Origin of the sequence: Pseudomonas sp. PI1, assembly GCF_000812405.1 — a bacterium.
GTDB classification, from domain to species: domain Bacteria; phylum Pseudomonadota; class Gammaproteobacteria; order Pseudomonadales; family Pseudomonadaceae; genus Pseudomonas; species Pseudomonas citronellolis.
The window spans coordinates 233,149-251,212 of sequence record NZ_JWMC01000098.1; the positions used below are offsets into that span (position 1 = coordinate 233,149).

Below are 18,064 nucleotides of genomic sequence, written 5' to 3' on the forward strand. Positions count from 1 at the left end.
GCCCTCTCCCCATCCCTCTCCCCGACGGGAGAGGGGGCTGTTCGGTGCATGGGCTCAACGCGGGTCGCGCGGGTCATAGCGGTGCACCGAAGGGTCGACCTTGTGTACCGGCGCCTCCGGGTCCGGCCCCGGCTGCTCGTCCTCTTCCGTGCGGTTGGGGCCGATGCGGGTGTAGTGGAAGAACCCGGCGAGCACCACCGCGCCCATGGCCAGCAGGCCCAGCGGCTTGGTGATGCCCTTCCACAGGCTGACCAGCGGGCTGATGGCCGGCTTGTCGGGCAGGCCGGCGTATAGCGAGGGCTGGTCGTTGTGGTGCAGCACGTACATCACGTGGGTGCCGCCGACGCCTTCGGGGTCGTACAGGCCCGCGTGCTCGAAGCCGCGCGACTTGAGGTCCTCGATGCGTTCGGCGGCGTGCTCCTTCATGGCGTCCTTGGTGCCGAAGACGATGGCGCCGGTGGGGCAGGTCTTCACGCAGGCCGGCTCCATGCCCACGCTCACGCGGTCGGAACACAGGGTGCACTTGTAGGCCTTGTGGTCCTTCTGCGAGATGCGCGGGATGTTGAACGGGCAGCCGGTGATGCAGTAGCCGCAGCCGATGCAGTGGTCCTGGTTGAAGTCGACGATGCCGTTGGCGTATTTCACGATCGCCCCCGGGCTCGGGCAGGCCTTCAGGCAGCCCGGCTCGGCGCAGTGCATGCAGCCGTCCTTGCGGATCAGCCATTCGAGGTTGCCGTTGGGGTTCTCGTGCTCGGTGAAGCGCATCACCGTCCAGGAATCGGCCGTCAGGTCCAGCGGGTTGTCGTACACCCCGTGGTTATGGCCCACCTCGTCGCGCAGCTCGTTCCACTCCGAGCAGGCCACCTGGCAGGCCTTGCAGCCGATGCACTTGGACACGTCGATGAGCTTGGCCACTTCCTGCTGGTTGCGCACCGAGGGCATCGGCGTGGTGGTGGCCGAACGGGCACTGATGTCTTGCGTGCTCATGCCTCACCTCCGCTGATTTTCTCGACGTTGACCAGGAACGACTTGAACTCCGGCGTCTGCGTGTTCCCATCGCCGACGAAGGGCGTCAGGGTGTTGGTCAGATAGCCGTTGCGCGCCACCCCGGCGAAGCCCCAGTGCAGCGGGATGCCGACGTGGTGCACTGTCTTGCCGTCGACCTGCAGCGGGCGGATGCGCTTGGTCACCACCGCCACGGCCTTGATGTAGCCGCGGTTGGAGGAGACCTTCACGCGGTCGCCGGCAGCGATCCCCAGTTCCTTGGCCAGTACCTCGCCGATTTCCACGAACTGCTCCGGCTGGGTGATCGCGTTCAGCCGGCAATGCTTGGTCCAGAAGTGGAAGTGCTCGGTGAGGCGGTAGGTGGTGGCCGCGTAGGGGAACTCGTCGGCCTTGCCGAAGACTTCCATGTCGTTCTTGAACACTCGCGCGGCCGGGTTGCTGGTGGCCTTGGGGTTGTCCCTGTGCAGCGGGTTGATGCCGATGGGCGTCTCGAACGGCTCGTAGTGCTCGGGGAAGGGCCCTTCGGCCATCTTGTCCACGGCGAAGAAGCGCGCCACCCCCTCGGGGTTCATGATGAACGGGTTCATGCCCGCTTCCGGCGGCACGTCGGGCTTGTAGTCGGGCACGTCGGTGCCGCCCCAGGCCTTGCCGTTCCACCACACCAGGCGTTTCTTCACCGGGTCCCACGGCTTGCCGGCAAGGTCGGCCGAGGCGCGGTTGTAGAGGATGCGCCGGTTGGCCGGCCAGGCCCAGGCCCAGCCGAGGGTCTGGCCCATGGCGTAGGGGTCGGCGTTGTCGCGGCGGGCCATCTGGTTGCCCTGCTGCGTCCAGGAACCGGCGAAGATCCAGCAGCCGCTGGCGGTGCTGCCGTCGTCGCGCAGCAACGCGAAGCCGGGCAACTGCTCGCCGGCCTTGGCCAGGACCATGCCGTTCTTCGGGTCCACCAGGTCGGCCAGGGCCTTGCCGTTGTACTCCTTGGCCAGCTCCTCGGGGCTCGGGTCGTCCGGGCGCTGGTAGGGCCAGTCGAGGCCGAGGATGGCGTCGGGGAACTTGCCGCCCTCCTTCGCGTACAGCGTGCGCAGGCGGTGGTACAGCCCGGCCATGATGGCGATGTCCGGGCGCGCCTGGCCCGGCGGCTCGCCGCCCTTCCAGTGCCACTGCAGCCAGCGCCCGGAGTTGACGATGGAGCCGTCCTCCTCGGCGAAGCAGGTGGTGGGCAGGCGAATCACCGTGGTCTGGATCGACTTGGTGTCGACGTTGTTGAAGTCGCCGGCGTTACGCCAGAACTCCGAGGTCTCGGTGGCCAGCGGGTCCATGATCACCAGCCACTTGAGCTTGGCCAGCGCGGCGCCGACCTTGCCCTTGTTGGGGAACGAGGCAATGGGGTTGAAGCCCTGGCAGAAGTACCCGTTGACCTTGCCCTGGTACATCATGTCGAACACCCGCAGCACGTCGTAGCCGGCGCCGGGCATGTCGAGCTTGGGCAGCCAGTCGAAGCACCAGTTGTTCTCGGCCGTGGCGGCCTTGCCGAACCAGGACTTCATCAGGCTGACGTGGAACTTGCTGTAGTTCTGCCAGTAGGACAGTTGCCCCGGGCGCAGCGGCTTGGCGGTGCGCTTGGCGATGTAGGCGGCGTAGTCCTGCTCGGCGTCCATGGCCAGGGTCAGGTAGCCGGGCAACGAGTTGGACAGCAGCCCCAGGTCGGTCAGGCCCTGGATGTTGGAGTGCCCGCGCAGGGCGTTCATGCCGCCGCCGGGCATGCCGATGTTGCCCAGCAGCAGCTGCACCATGGCGCCGGTGCGGATCATCTGCGCGCCCACCGAGTGCTGCGTCCAGCCCAGGGCGTACATGATGGTCATGGCCTTGCCGGGCGCCGAGGTCTCGGCGATCTCGGCCCAGACCTTGAGCATCATGTCCTTGGGCGTGCCGCAGATGTTGCTGACCACGTCCGGCGTGTAGCGGCTGTAGTGCTGGCGCATCAGGTTGAACACGCAGCGCGGGTGCTGCAGCGTGGGGTCGACCTTGGCGAAGCCGTCCTCGCCGCGCTCGTAGTTCCACGCGGACTTGTCCGGGTAGCTGCGCTTCTCGGCGTCGTAGCCGTTGAACAGGCCGTCCTCGAAGCCGAAGCCTTCCTGCACGATGAAGGCGGCGTCGGTGTAGTGCTCGACGTATTCCTTCTGGTACTTGCCGTTCTCGATCAGGTAGCTGATCAGGCCGCCGAGGAAAGCGATGTCCGTCCCCGTGCGGATGGGCGCGTAGTAGTCGGCCACCGAGGCCGAGCGGGTGAAGCGCGGGTCCACCACCAGCAGGCGCGCCTTGTTGTGCGCCTTGGCCTCGGTCACCCATTTGAAGCCGCAGGGGTGCGCCTCGGCCGCGTTGCCGCCCATGATGAGGATCAGATCGGCATTCTTGATGTCGGTCCAGTGGTTGGTCATGGCTCCACGGCCAAACGTCGGGGCAAGACTTGCCACCGTCGGGCCGTGTCAGACACGCGCTTGGTTATCGAACCCCAGGATGCCGAGGGAGCGCACCACCTTGTGGGTGATGTAGCCCGCTTCGTTGGAAGACGCCGAGGCGGCCAGGAAGCCGGTGGTCAGCCAGCGGTTGACCGTCTGGCCCTGCTCGTTCTTCTCGATGAAGTTGGCGTCGCGGTCGTCCTTCATCAGGCGGGCGATGCGGTCCAGCGCCTCGTCCCATTCGATGCGCTTCCACTCGCTGGAGCCGGGCTCGCGGATCTGCGGGTACTTCAGGCGGTTGGGGCTGTGGACGAAGTCCAGCAGGCCCGCGCCTTTCGGGCAGAGGGTGCCGCGGTTGACCGGGTGGTCGCCGTCGCCCTCGATGTGGATGATGTTCTGGGTGACGTTCTTGGCCGCGTCGCCCTGGCTGTACATGAGGATGCCGCAGCCTACCGAGCAATAGGTGCAGGTGTTGCGCGTCTCGGTGGTGCGTTCGAGCTTGAAGTGGCGGATCTGTTCGGCAAAGGCCTCCGGGGGCGTCATGCCGAGGGCCGCAAGGCTTGATCCTCCAAGGCCGACGGCGGCGACCTTGAAGAATTGCCGACGGTTCATATCCATCGTGCGTCTCCTGATCAGGCAAAGGGCGCCCAGTACCTGGCCAGGCGCCTCTGTTTAAAAGATAGCCAACCTGGCGCATTGCGCCAGGCAGCGCCAGCAGGCGCGGCCGAGCACTCTGCCTGAAAAGGCCGAGACGCTTCCCTGACCCAGGTCAGCCCACGCAGGCCAGCTCAGCGGAAATAAAGCAGTACCTGCAAATCGGTACGCGAGGGGTAGGAACAGATCAGTTGGCCGTCGTCGCCCAGGCAGGAGGGCTGCAGGTCCTGGTTGACGCTCTCGTGCAGGCCCAGCAGGAACAGGCCCAGCAGCGCGGCGAGCAGGTAGTGGCGGTAGTGCCGCAGGTGCTTTCTTCTTGTGCTGTTCATGACAACCTCCCGAGGAAGCCGGTCAGGGAACCGGGGGCGGCGAAAGCTGCCGCCCCACCGTTCCAGTGTGTGCCCGCTGCGCCAGCTGTCAAGCCGCGGCGGCTTGGCCCAAATGCCCGGCGCAGCCGTCAGCCGGGCCGTTCACCGGCGCCGCGCAACTTCCTATGGTGCGCTCATCGCCCTGCCGACGAAGCCAGCATGCACGCCACCGACGCCAGCCCCTACCCTCACCTGCTCGCCCCGCTGCGGATCGGCCCGCTGCAGCTGCGCAACCGCGTGGTCATGGGCTCCATGCACACCGGCCTGGAGGACCGCCTGTGGGACTTCGGCAAGCTCGCCGCCTACTACCGCGAGCGCGCCCGCGGCGGCGTGGGGCTGATCATCACCGGCGGCTTCGCGCCCAACCGCGAGGGCTGGCTGCTGCCGCTGGGCAGCGACCTGACCGGCAGCCTGCAGGTGCCGGCGCACCGCCGCCTGACCCAGGCGGTGCACGCCGAGGGCGGGCGCATCCTGCTGCAGATCCTCCACGCCGGGCGCTACGGCTATCACCCGCTGGTGGTCTCGGCTTCGCCGCTCAAGTCGCCGATCAGCTGGTTCGCCCCGCGCGAGCTGTCCGAACGCGGCATCGCCCGCACCATCGCCGCCTTCGGCCGCTGCGCGCGCCTGGCCCGCGCCGCCGGCTACGACGGGGTGGAAATCATGGGCAGCGAGGGCTACCTGCTGAACCAGTTCCTCTGCCCGCGCGGCAACCGCCGCCGCGACCGCTGGGGCGGCAGCCTGGAGAACCGCATGCGCCTGGCGCTGGAGATCGTCCGGCGCATCCGCCGCGCGGTGGGCGAGCGCTTCGTCATCGGCTACCGCCTGTCGCTGCTCGACCTGGTGGAAGGCGGCAACACCTGGGACGAGGTACGCCAGGTAGCGCTGGCGCTGCAGGAAGCCAGCGTCGATGTGCTCAACAGCGGCTTCGGCTGGCACGAGTCGCGGGTGCCGACCATCGTCACCTCGGTGCCGCGCGCGGCCTTCGCCGAGGTGACCGCGCGCCTGCGCCGCGAACTGCGCATTCCGCTCATCGCCAGCAACCGCATCAACACCCCGGAACTGGCCGAAGCGCTGCTCGCCAGCGGCCAGGCCGACCTGGTGTCCCTGGCCCGGCCGCTGCTGGCCGATCCGCAGTTCGTGCAGAAGGCCGCCGCCGGCCAGCCCGGGCGCATCAACACCTGCATCGCCTGCAACCAGGCCTGCCTCGACCACGCCTTCGCCAACCGCCGCGCCAGTTGCCTGGTCAACCCGCGCGCCGCCCACGAGACCGAGCTGCGCTACCGCAAGGCGCGCCAGCCCAAGCGCATCGCGGTGATCGGCGCCGGCCCCGCGGGGCTCTCGGCGGCCTGCGTGGCGGCCGAGCGCGGCCACCGCGTCAGCCTGTTCGAGGCCGGCGGCGCGATCGGCGGGCAGTTCAACCTGGCCCGGCGCATCCCCGGCAAGGAAGAGTTCGGCGAAACCCTGCGCTACTTCGCCGTGCGCCTGGCCGAGCTGGGCGTGGACCTGCACTTGAACCGGCGCATCGCCCGAGGCGAACTGCAAGGGCAGTTCGACGAGGTGATAGTCGCCACCGGCATCCGCCCGCGCCGGCTGCAGTTGCCGGGCATCGAGCATCCCAAAGTGCTCGGCTACCTCGACGTGCTGAACGGCGCGCCGGTGGGCCGGAAGGTGGCGCTGATCGGCGCCGGCGGCATCGGCTTCGACGTCGCCAGCTTCCTGCTCGCCGAACGCGAAGGCCCGCAGCCGCTGGGCCAGTGGCTGGGCGAATGGGGCATCGACCTGGACAACAGCACGCCGGGCGGGCTGCGCAGGCCCACGCCGATAACGCCGAAACGCCAGCTCTGGCTGCTGCAGCGCAAACCGGGCACGCCCGGCGCCGGCCTGGGCAAGACCAGCGGCTGGGTCCACCGCGCCCACCTGAGGCACCACCAGGTGCAAATGCTGGGCGGCGTGGAATACCTGCGCATCGACGACGCCGGCCTGCACATCCGCGTGGACGGCCGCGAACAGTGCCTGGCGGTGGACAACGTGGTGATCTGCGCCGGCCAGGAACCGCTGCTGGAACTGCACCCCACCCAGGCCGCGGAGAACCTGCGCCACCACATCATCGGCGGCGCCCGCCTGGCGCGGGAGCTGGATGCCAAGCGGGCGATCAGGGAAGGGGCGGAGTTGGGGGCGCGGTTGTGAGGGGGCGTGTTTCGTTGGGAGGGCTTGGTGCGGTTCCGAAGAGCGCCCTCTCCCTAACCCTCTCCCTGAAGAGAGAGGGGACCGTTCGGCGTGCGCTGGTGTTTCTGTGTTAGCCGGCTTGTACCTAGCTCCCGGCTGACACCAAATCCTTTCTCGGCACGGACAAGCCCCCTCTCCCTTCAGGGAGAGGGCTGGGGAGAGGGAACGGTGGTGACCTCATGCACCGCCATGACCGGGAAACTCCGTTCGCGAGCAAGCTCGCTCCTACGAGAAGCGGCGCAATCCTACAAGCATCTCGGCTCGGGCGGCTGTAATCGGTCCGATTACAGTCTGGCGATAAACTTGCCCGTCAACCGCAACTAGCGCTTCGAAGGCACCGACGCGGAACTGCTGGACTACCTCGACTACCACTGAGCGGAGGGCTCGCCATGGCCATGCACAACCCACCCCACCCGGGCGAAATCCTGCGCGAGGATGTTTTGCCGGCCCTGTGCCTGTCGGTCACTGCGCTGGCCGCGCACCTGGGTTTCAGCCGGCCGCACCTGTCCAAGGTGCTGCATGGCCGCGCGCCCATCAGCGCCGACCTGGCCTGGCGCCTGGAACAGGCCGGCCTGTCCAGCGCCCGGCACTGGCTGGCGATGCAGGCCGCCTACGACCTCTGGCAGGTCAGCCAGCAACCCCATCCACCGATCCCCCGGCTGCAGGCAGTGGCGTAAAGCGGGAAATCCCGTAGGAACAATTATCTGCCGGCTGCACCAGGTGCATTTCGTAGGATGGGTTGAGCCTGCGAAACCCATGCGGTCACGGTGATGGGTATCGCTTCGCTCAACCCATCCTACAGGCTACGAAAAGCAGCGGCGCCTACAAGTGGCGTAGGGCGTATAACCGTTCGCGGTTATACGCCGCCTGACCTTGGCCCCAAACACGCTCCGCGTTCAACCTCGAAGCACCCGCCCCGGACCTCACGGCGAAAACCCCATCGGCCAAGGCAGCTCCTCCGACTCCAGCAACGCCTTGATTGCCCCCAGGTCCTTCTCCACCCACTGCGCATCGCGTTCGAAGGCGGCGTCATCCATCGCCGGCTGGCGCAGCAGGGTCAGCTGCAGTTCGCAGCCGTCGCCGTTGGCGATCAGGCGCAGGGGGATGTGGATGGGCGGGGCGTCTTCGGGCAGCACGTCGTGGTCCAGCACGCCGAACGGGTTGCGTGGCGAGAAGCGCACCCGCAGCGGCCCTTGCGGGGTCTGCGCCAGCCAGTGGTCGGCGTCCAGCGGTTCGATGGCGCTGCACAGGCCCGAGGCCCAGCGCGGGAAGTTGCGCGGTTCGGCGAGGAAGTCGTAGGCCACCTGCCAGGGGCGCTCGATGCGCACGGCCAGGGTGCGGGAAGCGGAGGTGCCCATGGTTTCTCTCCTGGGAAGCGGGAGCGCTGCTCCGGTCTGGTGCATACTAGCCGGCTGTCCTTTTCGCTTCGACTGCCAAGGAGTCCCCCATGCCCACGCCACCCTGGTGGATGTTCGTCCTGCCACTGATCGCCGGTACCTGCCTGCCGCTGCAGGCGGGCATCAACGGCCAGTTGGCCAAGCAGGTGTCCAGCGTGCTGGCCGCCGCGCTGATCTCCTTTTTCGTCGGCACCCTCGGCCTGCTGGTGCTGACCCTCGCCAACCGCGAGTTCCCCGGCGTGCCGGCGCTGCGCTCGCTGCATTGGTGGCACTGGTGCGGCGGTTTCCTCGGCATGTTCTTCATCTTCATCGCCGCCTTCGCCGCGCCGCGGGTCGGCGCCCTGCTGTTCATGGTGCTGGTGCTGGCCGGCCAGCTGGGCATGGCCATGGCCCTCGACCACTTCGGCTGGGCCGGTTTCAGGGAGAACCCGATCAGCGCCCTCAAGCTCGCCGGCATCGCCGCAATCGGCGTGGGCATCTGGCTGATCCGCAAGGGCTGAGCGCCGGCATTGCCCGGCGCGGGCGCCGCCGCTATAGTCGGGCGGCGGCGTCCACCACGCCACCGGTCCGCGGAAAGGGTTCGCCCAGGTGCTGCATCCGCCGACTTCCCATACGACTCCGGCCCGACAGCGGACCCGGCCCGAAAGGAGTTCGTATGTCCCCGACTTCCGGCCACGACGGCCGCATCGACCTCGACCGCCAACGCCAGCACGCCAAGGCCCTGCTGCGCGACCTGCGCGCCGGCCAGGCGCAAGCCCTGCAACGCCTCCACGCCCAGGCCCCGCACGGCCTCGGCCACCCGCCGCGGCTGGCCGACTGCCAGTGGCTGCTGGCGCGGGAGCTGGGCTTCGCCAGTTGGCCGAAGCTCAAGGCCCACGTCGAGGCCATCGCCTTCGCCGCGCGCCACCCGGACTTCGCCAGCGGCGACGAAGCCGCCTGCCTGCACCTGCGCTGCGGCAACGACATCGCCCACAGCCTGGAGCTCGCCGGCTTCCGCGGCGAGTTCCGCATGTTCGCCGACCCGCTGAGCATGGGCCCCGTGCCGGCGCTGCCGGAAGAAAGCTTCCGCCAGCTGCGCGCGGCCTTCGTCAGCCAGGCTTTCGACATTCCCGCGGCCGACGCCCTGCGCCGCACCCGGGACGAATACGCCCTGCTCGACCGACTCCCCGAGCGCCAGCGGGTGGTGCTCTGGTGCGAGGCGGACGCCTACGACCAGTTGTTCCTGATCCGCGTGCTCGCCGGCCTGCCGCGCTTGCCCGAGCGCCTGGAGCTGATCGAGACCGACCGGGTGCCCGGCGTGCAGCGCTTCATCGGCATCGGCCAACTGGCCCCCGACCTGCTGGCCTGGCTCTGGCCGCAGCGCCGGCCGCTGGGCGAAGAGGCCCTGCTGCTGGCCCGCGAAGCCTGGGACGCCTACCGCCAGCCCTCGCCACAGGCCTGGGCCACGCTGGCCAGCAAACCGACACCGGCGCTGCCGCTGCTGGGCAACGCCCTGCGCCGCCAGTTGCAGGAGCTGCCCGACGCGCGCGACGGCCTGTCGCTGACCGAGCGCCTGAGCCTGGGCATAGTCGCCGAGCGCGGCGAGCTGCCCCTGGGCCGGGTGTTCGCCGAGCTGATGACGCACCGCGAGCCGCTGCCTTATCTGGGCGACCTGATGTTCCACGTGCTGATGCGCCCGCTGATCGACAGCCCCACCCCGCTGCTGGTCGAAGCCGAGCAGCACCTGCCCTGGACGCAGCGCCCGGTGCGCCTCACCGCGCTGGGCCGCCAGGTGCTGGCCGGCGAGCGCCACGGCCTGGACCAACTGGCCGCCGAGCGCTGGGTCGGCGGCGTGCGCCTGCGCCCGGGGCAGCCGCACTGGACGCTGGACGACGACCTGCAGCCGCGCTGGCGCGACTGAGCCGCCGTTTCGTCGAAAGGGCGCGCAATCCGCCGCCGAGGCCACTATGATTGCGCGCCCCGCAACGCACCGTGCCGCCGCCATGAGAAAACCGCCGCTGATCGCCAACGCCGAACTCGACCGCCTGGAGACCTGGGCGAAGTACAGCTCGGGCCTGTGCCGCGACTGCCACGCCACCTGCTGCACCATGCCGGTGGAAGTGCGCATCGGCGACCTCATCCGCCTGGGCGTGGTGGACGAATTCGAACGCGAGGAGCCGGCCAAGAACATCGCCAAGCGCCTGAGCAAGGAAGGCCTGGTCGAGCGCTTCAACCAGAAGAGCGGCATCTTCACCCTCACCCGCAGCAGCAACGGCGACTGCCTGTACCTGGACCGTAAGACGCGCCTGTGCACCGTCTACGCCAAGCGCCCGGACACCTGCCGCAACCACCCGCAGGTGGGCCCGCGCCCGGGCTACTGCGCCTACCGCAAGAAGCCGGCATAAGGCCGCGGGCGCTCCGGCCCCGCTATACTGCGGCGCTGCTGCGGAGCCTTGCATGAACCCACTGAGCGACGCCTGGCGCGATCGCCCGACCCACCGACGGGTCTGGGCGCTGGCCGCGCCGATGATCCTGTCCAACGTATCCGTGCCGCTGGTGACCCTGGTCGACAGCGCGGTCATCGGCCACCTGCCCCACGCCCATCAGCTGGGCGCGGTGGCCGTGGGCGGCAGCCTGTACACCCTGCTGGTGGGCGTGCTCGGCTTCCTGCGCATGGGCACCACCGGCTTCGCCGCCCAGGCCGCCGGGCGCGGCGACGGCGGCGCGCTGCGGCGCATCCTCGGCCAGGGCCTGCTGCTGGCGATGGGCCTGGCCTTGCTGCTGGGCCTGCTGGCGCTGCCGCTGACGCCGCTGGCCATGGGCCTGATGAACGCCTCGCCGGAACTCGACGGCCTGGCCCGGCAGTTCTTCCACATCCGCCTGTTCGGCCTGCCCGCGGCCCTGGCCAGCTACGCGCTGATCGGCTGGCTGCTGGGCACGCAGAACGCCCGCGGGCCGCTGGCCATCCTGCTGACCACCAACCTGGTGAACATCGCCCTGGAGCTGCTCTTCGTGCTCGGCCTGGGCTGGGGCGTGGCCGGCGCCGCGCAGGCCTCGGTGATCGCCGAGTGGAGCGGCGCGGCCCTCGGCCTGTGGCTGGCCCGCGGCGCGCTGGGACGCTTCCCCGGCGTGCCGGACTGGCGCCGCCTGCGCCGCTGGGTGAGCTGGGCACCGCTGCTGATGGTCAACCGCGACATCTTCATCCGCAGCCTGGCGCTGCAGGGCGTGTTCTTCCTGGTGACCGTGCAGGGTGCGCGCCTGGGCGACGCCACGGTGGCGGCCAACGCCCTGCTGCTCAACGGCCTGATGATCACCTCCTACGCCCTCGACGGCCTGGCCCACGCGGTGGAGGCCCTGTGCGGCCACGCCATCGGCAGCGGCGACCGGCGCACGCTGCGCCGCTCGCTGCTGGTGGCCTGCGGCTGGTCGCTGCTGGCCAGCCTAGCCTTCGTGCTGTTCTTCGGCAGCGCCGGACACCTGTTCATCGCCCTGCAGAGCGACATCCCCGAGGTGCGTGCGGTGGCCGACCAGTACCTGCCCTACCTCGCCGCGCTGCCGCTGATCGGCATGTGGAGCTACCTGCTGGACGGGCTGTTCATCGGCGCCACCCGCGCCCGCGAGATGCGCAACGCCATGCTCCTGGCCTGCGCCGTGAGCCTGCCGCTGGGCTGGCTGCTGCAACCGCTGGGCAACCACGGGCTGTGGCTGGCGTTCCTCAGCTTCATGCTGTTGCGCGGGCTGATCCTCGCCGCCTACGCCTGGCGCCTGACGCGCCGCGACGCCTGGGTCGGCCTGCCCTCGGCCTGACTGGCAGGCGCCGCCGCCGCGCTCTAAAGTGCCAGGCGGCGCCCACGATCGCGCCGAGCACAACGAAGCCGTGGCGCAGACCACGGCCCACGCCTGACAAGGAACCGACGACATGGCTTCAGCCCTGGTTGCCTACCTGCACTTCATCTCCATCTTCGTGATGTTCGCCCTGCTGGTGCTGGAGCACCGCCTGTTCCAGCTGCCGCTGGACGCCAGGCGCGCCCGCAGCCTGGTGATCATCGACCTGGCCTACGGCGCCAGCGCCGGCGTCGTGCTGCTCAGCGGCATCGCCCGCACCCTGTGGTTCGCCAAGGGCCTGGACTACTACCTGCACAACGCCGCCTTCCACGCCCTGGTCGGCCTGTTCGTGCTGGTGGCGCTGCTGTCCATCTACCCGACGCTGACCTTCCTCAACTGGCGCAACGCGCTCAAGGCCGGGCAGGCCCCGCAGGTCGGCGAGGCCCAGGGCCGGCGGGTGACGCTGGTGATCCGCATCGAGCTGCTGGCGATGCTGATCCTGCCGCTGCTGGCCAGCCTGATGGCCCACGGCATCGGCATGACCGGCAGCTAGAGCAGCCGCGCCAGGGGCTCGCGCAGGGCCTCGGCGGTGGCCGGCGGCAGGCGCAGGTGGAAGCGCCCGCGCAGCACCTCGATCAGCTCGTCCACGTCGAGAATCCGCCGCTGCTCGGCGTTGCCCTTGGCATCGCGCCAGCCGAACTGGCCATCGAGCAGGGTCAGGCGCCTGTCGCCCTCGCTGAGCGCCACCCGCAGGCTCTTGCGGAACACGCTGTCCGGGTGCGTCGAGGTGTACCAGTTGCGCGGCAGGTAATCGACCCAGTGCTGCGGTTGCAGGGTGAAGCGGTACAGCGCCTGCCAGCCGCTGGCGGTGTGCAGCGCCAGTTCCAGTTCGTCGCCGTCGTGGGGCGCGATGCGCCAGCCGCCGGGCAGTTCCTCGCCGATCACCAGCGGCAGCGGCCGTGGCGGGTTGGCGCCGCCGAAGCCGACATCCGCCAGGTAGGGCCCCTCGTCCAGCTCGATGCGCAGCAGCAGGTGGCTCTGCTGGGTGCGCTCGACCTCCGCCGGCATGCCCCAGCGCACCCGTGCCACCAGCAGGCTGATGCGGTAGCCGAGGCTGGCCAGCAGGCGGGCGAACAGGCTGTTCAGCTCGAAGCAGTAGCCGCCGCGGCCACCCTCGACGACCTTGGCGAAGACCGCCTCCGGCTCGATGGCGACGGGCCGCGCCAGCAGCACGTCGAGGTTCTCGAAGGGCAGGTGGTGCAGCGCCGCGTCGACCAGGCGTTCCAGCGTCTGCAGGGTCGCGGCCGGCGGCTGCGGCGGCAGGCCGAGGCGCGCCAGGCAGGCCTGCAGCTGCTGCGGGGTGAAGGGGGTGAGTGGCGTCATGGGGTTTCTCCTCGGGCCAGGCGGAAGCCCGGCTGCCACCCGAGCCGGTGGCGCGCCAGCGCGGTGCTGACCTCGGTGTCCTGCTCCGCCAGGTTGTAGCACCCGGGCGCGCCCCACTCCAGCGCCAGCAACGCGGCGCGGGCGGCGTCGTCGACGTGCAGGGCCAGGCGCGGGTCGGGTTCGTCGCAGCCGGTGCCCGGGCCGTACAGGCGCCCGTAGCGCAGCACCAGGCCTTCCAGGGGCGCGGCGCCGAGCACGGCGTTCTCCAGCGCGGCGACGCCGCCGACGCTGATGGCGCGCGGGCCTTCGGCCGCAAGGTCCAGCGGCTGCCGCTCCTGGTGCGGCAAGGGCCCCGGCGCATAGGCCCAGGCGATGCTCTGCGCCACCAGCCGCTGCGCCCCGGCGGCGCGGGCGGCGGCCACGAGGTTGGCGGTGCCCTCGCGGCGCACCCGGGCATTGCGCGGCGCGGCCTCGGCCATGCGCGCCGGGTCCAGGCCGGGCGGCAGGTCGGTGAGCTGGTGCAGCACCCACTGCGGGCGGAACTCCAGCATGGCGCGCGTCAGCGCCGCGCCATCGAAGACGTCCAGCACCTGCGCCTCGGCGCCGGCCGCGCGCAGGGCCTCGGCCCGCGCCGGCTCACGGCTGCACGCCAGCACCCGGTAGCCGCGCGCCAGCAGCATGGGCAGCAGGCGCTTGCCCACGGCGCCGGTGGCGCCGGCGAAGAAGATTCTCGTGCACATGTTCGACCTCGTCTGGAGAGTGGATGGGGCCACTCTAGGGGCGCCATGGCACAGTCGACAGAGCCAAGAATCGATTGAAAGCCTGGGACATGATCGCGCGACCGATCCGCGCAGCACTCCCGCGAATGCCACATTTCTCGTCTATAACGAAGGTTCCCGACTTCCCTCGCCACAAGGAAACGCCCATGAGCAAAGTCTTCGACGTCGCCGTGCTGGTCGGCAGCCTGCGCAAGGAATCCCTCAACCGCAAGGTGGCCCTGGCCCTGGCCGAGCGGGCCCCGGCGAACCTGAAGCTGGAGATCGTCGAGATCGGCCAGCTGCCGCTGTACAACGAGGACCTGGACGGCGACAACGCCCCGGCCGCCTACGCGCCCTTCCGCGAGCGCATCCGCCGCGCCGACGCGGTGCTGTTCGTCACCCCGGAATACAACCGCTCGGTGCCGGCGGCGCTGAAGAACGCCATCGACGTGGGCTCGCGCCCCTACGGCAAGAGCGCCTGGGGCGGCAAGCCGGGCGGCGTGGTCAGCGTCTCGCCGGGGGCCATCGGCGGCTTCGGCGCCAACCATGCGCTGCGCCAGTCCCTGGTGTTCCTCGACGTGCCCTGCATGCAGCAGCCGGAAACCTACCTGGGCGGCGCCGGCAACTTCTTCGACGCCGCCGGCAAGGCCAACGACCAGGTTGGGCCCTTCCTGCAGACCATCATCGACAGCTACGCCCGCTGGGTGGAGAAGATCGCCGGGGCCTGAGCCCCGCGCCGAGCCGAGCCGTTTTTGTAGGAGCGAGCATCATCCTTCTCGTAGCACGCCATCGTTCCCGGGCAACGGTGTGCCTTCCTACCCACGAAATCGCGCGCAGGGCGAGCTCCTACATGGAATGGCGCGGGTGGGGTGGCGTAGGAGCGGATCTCATCCGCGATCCGCGCCGGGATATCCGGCTATCGCGGACAAGGTCTCCTACGGGGAGAAACACCGTGCTTCCCGGCAACCTGTAGGAGCGGGCCCTGCCCGCGATTTCGCGCGCAGGGCGCGCTCCTACATTGGAATGGCGCGGGTGGGGCAGCGTAGGAGCGGATCTCATCCGCGATCCGCGCCGATACCTCCGGCTATCGCGGACAAGGTCCGCTCCTACAGGGAGGAATACCGCGCTTCCCGGCAACCTGTAGGAGCGGGCCCTGCCCGCGATTTCGCGCGCAGGGCGCGCTCCTACATGGGGACGGACTCCCCCGCCCCTTCAATCTTCCTCGTAACGCGCCAGCCGCTGGCGCAGGCGGGCATTCTCGCTGCGCAGCTGCTCCACCTCGTCGAGCAGGCGCAGGGCCAGGGCGATGCCCGGCCAGTCCACCTCGAACTCGCGCTGCAGGCGCACCGCGCGGCGCACCAGGGTCAGCGACTCGACGCTGAACAGCCAGGTGTCGCCCCGCCGTTCCAGGGGCTCGACGATGCCGACCTCGACTATCTCCAGCAGCGTCTCGCGCGGCAGCCGCGCGCCCTCGCAGAGCTCTTCCAGCTCCAGGCTCAGCAGTATCTCGCTCATGGCCGTTTACCCCACTGGCTGCGTGGATCGAAGGCCGCGCGGGCGGCCAGTTCTTCCCAGTGCTTGCGCGTCTCGCCCTCGGGCGCGCCCTTGGGCATCACCACCTTGAGCACCGCGTAGAGGTCGCCGGCGGGGTCCTCGCCCTTGCCGGCCAGGCCCTTGCCGCGGATGCGCAGGCGCTGGCCGCTCTGGCTGCCCGGCGGCACGCTGAGGGCGATGCGGCCGTTCAGGGTGGGCACCTCGATCTTCGCTCCCAGCGCCGCTTCCCAGGGCGCCAGCGGCACGCTGAGGACAAGGTTGCGGCCGTCGACGTCGAACAGCGGGTGCGGCGCCAGGCGGATGATCAGGTAGAGGTCGCCGGCCGGCGCGCCGCCGATGCCGGGCGCGCCCTGGCCCTTCAGGCGGATGCGCTCGCCGTCCACTACGCCGGGCGGGATGCGCACCTTCAGCGTCTTCTCCACGTCGGGCCGGCGCCGGCCCTGCTCGTCGTAGCTGGGCAGGCCGAAGCGGATAGGCTGCGGCTCGCCGGACTGGCTCTCCTCCAGGAACAGCGGCACTTCCAGCTCGATGTCGCGGCCGCGCCTTTCCCGCCGGCGGTGCGCCTGCGGGCCGGCATGGGCGCCGAAGATCGACTCGAAGAAGTCGGAGAAATCCTGCTCCTGGAAATGCTCGGCGCCCTCGAAGCCGCCGGACGGCTGCCAGCCCGGCGGCGCCTCGAAGCGGCCGCTCTGCTGGTACTGGCGCAACTGGTCGTATTCGGCGCGCTTCTCGGGGCTCTTGAGCACCTCGTAGGCCTCGGAGACTTCCTTGAAGTGCGCCTCGGCGTCCGCCTCCTTGCTGACGTCGGGGTGGTATTTGCGCGCCAGCTTGCGGTAGGCGGTCTTGATCGCCTTTTCGTCGGCGTCCGGCGCCACGCCCAGCGCCGCGTAGTAATCCTTGAAGTCCATCGCCTTGCTGCTCCCGGGTCTGGAACTGCAAGCCTAGTCGCTGGCGCGGCACTCGTCCGCTCGCGACGGCTGATCCGTGTCATGGCATAGTCATTTATCCACAAAGCCCGCAGCGAACCAGGCCATGACCGAGCCCCTCGCCTTGCGCCTGGACCCCGGCCTGGCGCAGCCGATCTACCGCCAGCTCTACGAGCGCATCCGCGAGGCCATCGCCCGCGGCACCCTGCGCCCGGGCGAGCGGGTGCCGCCGGTGCGCGGGCTGGCCAGCGAGCTGGGCGTGGCACGCGGCACCGTGGAGCTGGCCTACCAGTTGCTGACCAGCGAAGGCTACCTGCTGGCCCGCGGCCCCGCGGGCACAGTGGTTTCGCCGCAGCTGGCCGGGCGCAACGCCGAACGCCCGGCGCGCCTGGCGCCGCAGCCCGAGCAGGTGTTGCCCGGGCTGATCGCCCACGGCCCGCAGGTGCTGCCGCTGCAACTCGGCCTGCCGGCGCTGGACGCCTTCCCCAAGGCGCTGTGGTCGCGCCTGGCCGCGCGCCGCCTGCGCCACACCGCCGACGTCGAGCTGGCCTACCCCGATCCCTGCGGCTACGCCCCGCTGCGCGAAGCGCTGGCCGGTTACCTCAACGTATCCCGCGGGATCGCCTGCGAGCCGGCCCAGGTGCTGATCTGCGCCGGCTACCAGGGCGCGCTGGACCTGGTCAGCCGCACCCTGCTGCAACCGGGCGATGCCTTCTGGCACGAGGACCCCGGCTACCCGCGCGGGCGCCAACTGATGGCCGCAGCCGGCGCCCGGCCGGTCGCGGTGCCGGTGGACGCCGACGGCCTGTGCGTGGAGCAGGGCCTGCGCCGCGCGCCCGACGCCCGCTTCGCCCTGGTCACGCCCTCGCAGCAGAGCCCCACCGGCGTGGCCCTGAGCCTGCCGCGGCGCCTGGCCCTGCTGGACTGGGCGGCCCAGGCCGGGGCCTGGATAGTGGAAGACGACTACGACAGCGAATACCGCTACGCCGGCTTCCCCCTGCCGGCGCTGAAGAGCCTGGACCGCCAGGGCCGCGTGCTCTACGCCGGGACCTTCAGCAAGGTGCTGTGCCCGGCCCTGCGCCTGGGCTACCTGGTGGTGCCGCCGCCATTGCTGGAGCGCTTCGTGCGCAGCCAGCAGACCTTCGCCAACGGCTGCGCCGAGCTGCAGCAGGCGACGCTGTGCGACTTCATCGCGGAAGGCCACTTCGCCCGCCACCTCAAGCGCACCCGCACGCTCTACGCGCAGCGCCGGCAACTGCTGCGCACGGCCCTGGAGCGGCACCTGGGCGAACGCATGAAATTCGCCGAGCTACCCGGCGGCCTGCACCTGATCGGCCGGATCGACGGCGACGACAAGGCCATCGCCACCCGCGCAAGGGAAGCCGGCCTGGGCTTGCAGGCGCTGAACAATTGGTGTGTGGAGGCGCGCCAGGAACCGGCGCTGGTGATGAGCTTCACCAACGTGAAGAACGAGAAACAAGCAGCCGAATTGGCCAGGCGCGTGGCGCAGGTGATGGAGACGTAGGATGGGTT

The 18,064-nt window shown here is 70.0% G+C and carries 17 protein-coding genes; 9 read left to right on the forward strand and 8 right to left on the reverse strand.

Annotated elements, in window-relative coordinates; translation table 11 throughout:
- Nucleotides 1-54: 54 nt before the first annotated feature.
- The 3 genes from fdxH to RN02_RS29235 all read right to left on the reverse strand — a co-directional run bounded on the left by fdxH (nucleotide 55) and on the right by RN02_RS29235 (nucleotide 4,444).
- Nucleotides 55-987 carry a formate dehydrogenase subunit beta gene (fdxH, locus tag RN02_RS29220; RefSeq protein ID WP_043318779.1) on the reverse strand — a complete coding sequence of 311 codons (933 nt, stop codon included), beginning with the start codon at nucleotides 985-987 and terminating at the stop codon, nucleotides 55-57.
- The gene (gene fdnG / locus RN02_RS29225; protein ID WP_152623833.1) at nucleotides 984-4,079 is read right to left on the reverse strand and encodes a formate dehydrogenase-N subunit alpha; all 3,096 of its coding nucleotides are present in this window, start codon (nucleotides 4,077-4,079) and stop codon (nucleotides 984-986) included. The genes fdxH and fdnG overlap by 4 nt, the downstream gene beginning before the upstream one ends.
- Before the next feature lie 170 nt (nucleotides 4,080-4,249).
- The gene (locus RN02_RS29235; RefSeq protein ID WP_043318783.1) at nucleotides 4,250-4,444 is read right to left on the reverse strand and encodes a hypothetical protein; all 195 of its coding nucleotides are present in this window, start codon (nucleotides 4,442-4,444) and stop codon (nucleotides 4,250-4,252) included.
- Nucleotides 4,445-4,642: 198 nt separating this feature from the next.
- Between RN02_RS29235 and RN02_RS29240 the strand changes: the two genes are divergently transcribed.
- The gene (locus RN02_RS29240; RefSeq protein WP_043318785.1) at nucleotides 4,643-6,670 is read left to right on the forward strand and encodes an NADPH-dependent 2,4-dienoyl-CoA reductase; all 2,028 of its coding nucleotides are present in this window, start codon (nucleotides 4,643-4,645) and stop codon (nucleotides 6,668-6,670) included.
- A gap of 428 nt (nucleotides 6,671-7,098) precedes the next feature.
- Nucleotides 7,099-7,386 (forward strand): HigA family addiction module antitoxin, encoded by a 288-nt coding sequence (locus tag RN02_RS29245; protein WP_043318788.1) that lies wholly within the window; start codon nucleotides 7,099-7,101, stop codon nucleotides 7,384-7,386.
- A 246-nt stretch (nucleotides 7,387-7,632) separates the two neighbouring features.
- Here RN02_RS29245 and RN02_RS29250 read toward each other — a convergent pair whose 3' ends face one another.
- Nucleotides 7,633-8,067: a polyketide cyclase gene (locus tag RN02_RS29250; protein WP_043318791.1), complete on the reverse strand. Its 435-nt coding sequence runs from the start codon at nucleotides 8,065-8,067 to the stop codon at nucleotides 7,633-7,635.
- Between the two features lie 89 nt (nucleotides 8,068-8,156).
- Between RN02_RS29250 and RN02_RS29255 the strand changes: the two genes are divergently transcribed.
- The 5 genes from RN02_RS29255 (at nucleotide 8,157) to RN02_RS29275 (ending at nucleotide 12,463) form a co-directional block, all read left to right on the forward strand.
- Nucleotides 8,157-8,606: a DMT family transporter gene (locus RN02_RS29255; protein WP_009613271.1), complete on the forward strand. Its 450-nt coding sequence runs from the start codon at nucleotides 8,157-8,159 to the stop codon at nucleotides 8,604-8,606.
- Between the two features lie 155 nt (nucleotides 8,607-8,761).
- Entirely contained in the window at nucleotides 8,762-10,006 is a 1,245-nt protein-coding gene (locus RN02_RS29260) for a DUF1835 domain-containing protein (protein WP_043318793.1), read from the forward strand.
- A 46-nt stretch (nucleotides 10,007-10,052) separates the two neighbouring features.
- Entirely contained in the window at nucleotides 10,053-10,490 is a 438-nt protein-coding gene (locus RN02_RS29265; protein ID WP_082033919.1) for a YkgJ family cysteine cluster protein, read from the forward strand.
- A gap of 52 nt (nucleotides 10,491-10,542) precedes the next feature.
- Nucleotides 10,543-11,892: an MATE family efflux transporter gene (locus RN02_RS29270; RefSeq protein ID WP_043318797.1), complete on the forward strand. Its 1,350-nt coding sequence runs from the start codon at nucleotides 10,543-10,545 to the stop codon at nucleotides 11,890-11,892.
- Between the two features lie 112 nt (nucleotides 11,893-12,004).
- Entirely contained in the window at nucleotides 12,005-12,463 is a 459-nt protein-coding gene (locus tag RN02_RS29275) for a DUF2214 family protein (protein ID WP_043268746.1), read from the forward strand.
- On the opposite strand, the gene RN02_RS29280 is transcribed toward RN02_RS29275, so the two are convergent.
- Complete coding sequence (locus RN02_RS29280) at nucleotides 12,460-13,293, reverse strand: arylamine N-acetyltransferase family protein (protein ID WP_043268744.1); 834 nt, start codon at nucleotides 13,291-13,293, stop codon at nucleotides 12,460-12,462. The two genes, RN02_RS29275 and RN02_RS29280, sit on opposite strands and share 4 nt — an antisense overlap.
- Complete coding sequence (locus RN02_RS29285; RefSeq protein ID WP_043318800.1) at nucleotides 13,290-14,033, reverse strand: NAD-dependent epimerase/dehydratase family protein; 744 nt, start codon at nucleotides 14,031-14,033, stop codon at nucleotides 13,290-13,292. Before RN02_RS29285 ends, RN02_RS29280 begins: the two co-directional genes overlap by 4 nt.
- Before the next feature lie 185 nt (nucleotides 14,034-14,218).
- Here RN02_RS29285 and RN02_RS29290 point away from each other — a divergent pair, with 185 nt between their 5' ends.
- Nucleotides 14,219-14,779 (forward strand): NADPH-dependent FMN reductase, encoded by a 561-nt coding sequence (locus tag RN02_RS29290; protein WP_009613278.1) that lies wholly within the window; start codon nucleotides 14,219-14,221, stop codon nucleotides 14,777-14,779.
- A gap of 484 nt (nucleotides 14,780-15,263) precedes the next feature.
- Here RN02_RS29290 and RN02_RS29295 read toward each other — a convergent pair whose 3' ends face one another.
- Together RN02_RS29295 and cbpA are read right to left on the reverse strand one after the other, a co-directional pair.
- The gene (locus RN02_RS29295) at nucleotides 15,264-15,566 is read right to left on the reverse strand and encodes a chaperone modulator CbpM (protein WP_043318803.1); all 303 of its coding nucleotides are present in this window, start codon (nucleotides 15,564-15,566) and stop codon (nucleotides 15,264-15,266) included.
- A complete protein-coding gene (gene cbpA, locus RN02_RS29300; RefSeq protein WP_043318805.1) occupies nucleotides 15,563-16,513 on the reverse strand; it encodes a curved DNA-binding protein in 951 nt (316 codons plus the stop codon). The genes RN02_RS29295 and cbpA overlap by 4 nt, the downstream gene beginning before the upstream one ends.
- Nucleotides 16,514-16,637: 124 nt before the next feature.
- Here cbpA and pdxR point away from each other — a divergent pair, with 124 nt between their 5' ends.
- Nucleotides 16,638-18,056, forward strand: a complete 1,419-nt coding sequence (pdxR, locus tag RN02_RS29305) for a MocR-like pyridoxine biosynthesis transcription factor PdxR (protein WP_052267926.1) — start codon at nucleotides 16,638-16,640, stop codon at nucleotides 18,054-18,056.
- The last annotated feature ends 8 nt before the right edge of the window (nucleotides 18,057-18,064 follow it).

Excerpts from the sequence above, each read along its gene's own strand:
- RN02_RS29245 (WP_043318788.1), top strand. The coding sequence starts at position 7,099 with ATGGCCATGCACAACCCACCCCACCCGGGCGAAATCCTGCGCGAGGAT.
- RN02_RS29240 (WP_043318785.1), top strand. The coding sequence starts at position 4,643 with ATGCACGCCACCGACGCCAGCCCCTACCCTCACCTGCTCGCCCCGCTG.
- fdxH (WP_043318779.1), bottom strand. The coding sequence starts at position 987 with ATGAGCACGCAAGACATCAGTGCCCGTTCGGCCACCACCACGCCGATG.
- RN02_RS29275 (WP_043268746.1), top strand. The coding sequence starts at position 12,005 with ATGGCTTCAGCCCTGGTTGCCTACCTGCACTTCATCTCCATCTTCGTG.
- RN02_RS29250 (WP_043318791.1), bottom strand. The coding sequence starts at position 8,067 with ATGGGCACCTCCGCTTCCCGCACCCTGGCCGTGCGCATCGAGCGCCCC.
- cbpA (WP_043318805.1), bottom strand. The coding sequence starts at position 16,513 with ATGGACTTCAAGGATTACTACGCGGCGCTGGGCGTGGCGCCGGACGCC.
- pdxR (WP_052267926.1), top strand. The coding sequence starts at position 16,638 with ATGACCGAGCCCCTCGCCTTGCGCCTGGACCCCGGCCTGGCGCAGCCG.
- RN02_RS29255 (WP_009613271.1), top strand. The coding sequence starts at position 8,157 with ATGCCCACGCCACCCTGGTGGATGTTCGTCCTGCCACTGATCGCCGGT.
- RN02_RS29280 (WP_043268744.1), bottom strand. The coding sequence starts at position 13,293 with ATGACGCCACTCACCCCCTTCACCCCGCAGCAGCTGCAGGCCTGCCTG.
- RN02_RS29270 (WP_043318797.1), top strand. The coding sequence starts at position 10,543 with ATGAACCCACTGAGCGACGCCTGGCGCGATCGCCCGACCCACCGACGG.
- RN02_RS29265 (WP_082033919.1), top strand. The coding sequence starts at position 10,053 with ATGATTGCGCGCCCCGCAACGCACCGTGCCGCCGCCATGAGAAAACCG.
- RN02_RS29260 (WP_043318793.1), top strand. The coding sequence starts at position 8,762 with ATGTCCCCGACTTCCGGCCACGACGGCCGCATCGACCTCGACCGCCAA.
- RN02_RS29285 (WP_043318800.1), bottom strand. The coding sequence starts at position 14,033 with ATGTGCACGAGAATCTTCTTCGCCGGCGCCACCGGCGCCGTGGGCAAG.
- RN02_RS29235 (WP_043318783.1), bottom strand. The coding sequence starts at position 4,444 with ATGAACAGCACAAGAAGAAAGCACCTGCGGCACTACCGCCACTACCTG.
- RN02_RS29295 (WP_043318803.1), bottom strand. The coding sequence starts at position 15,566 with ATGAGCGAGATACTGCTGAGCCTGGAGCTGGAAGAGCTCTGCGAGGGC.
- RN02_RS29290 (WP_009613278.1), top strand. The coding sequence starts at position 14,219 with ATGAGCAAAGTCTTCGACGTCGCCGTGCTGGTCGGCAGCCTGCGCAAG.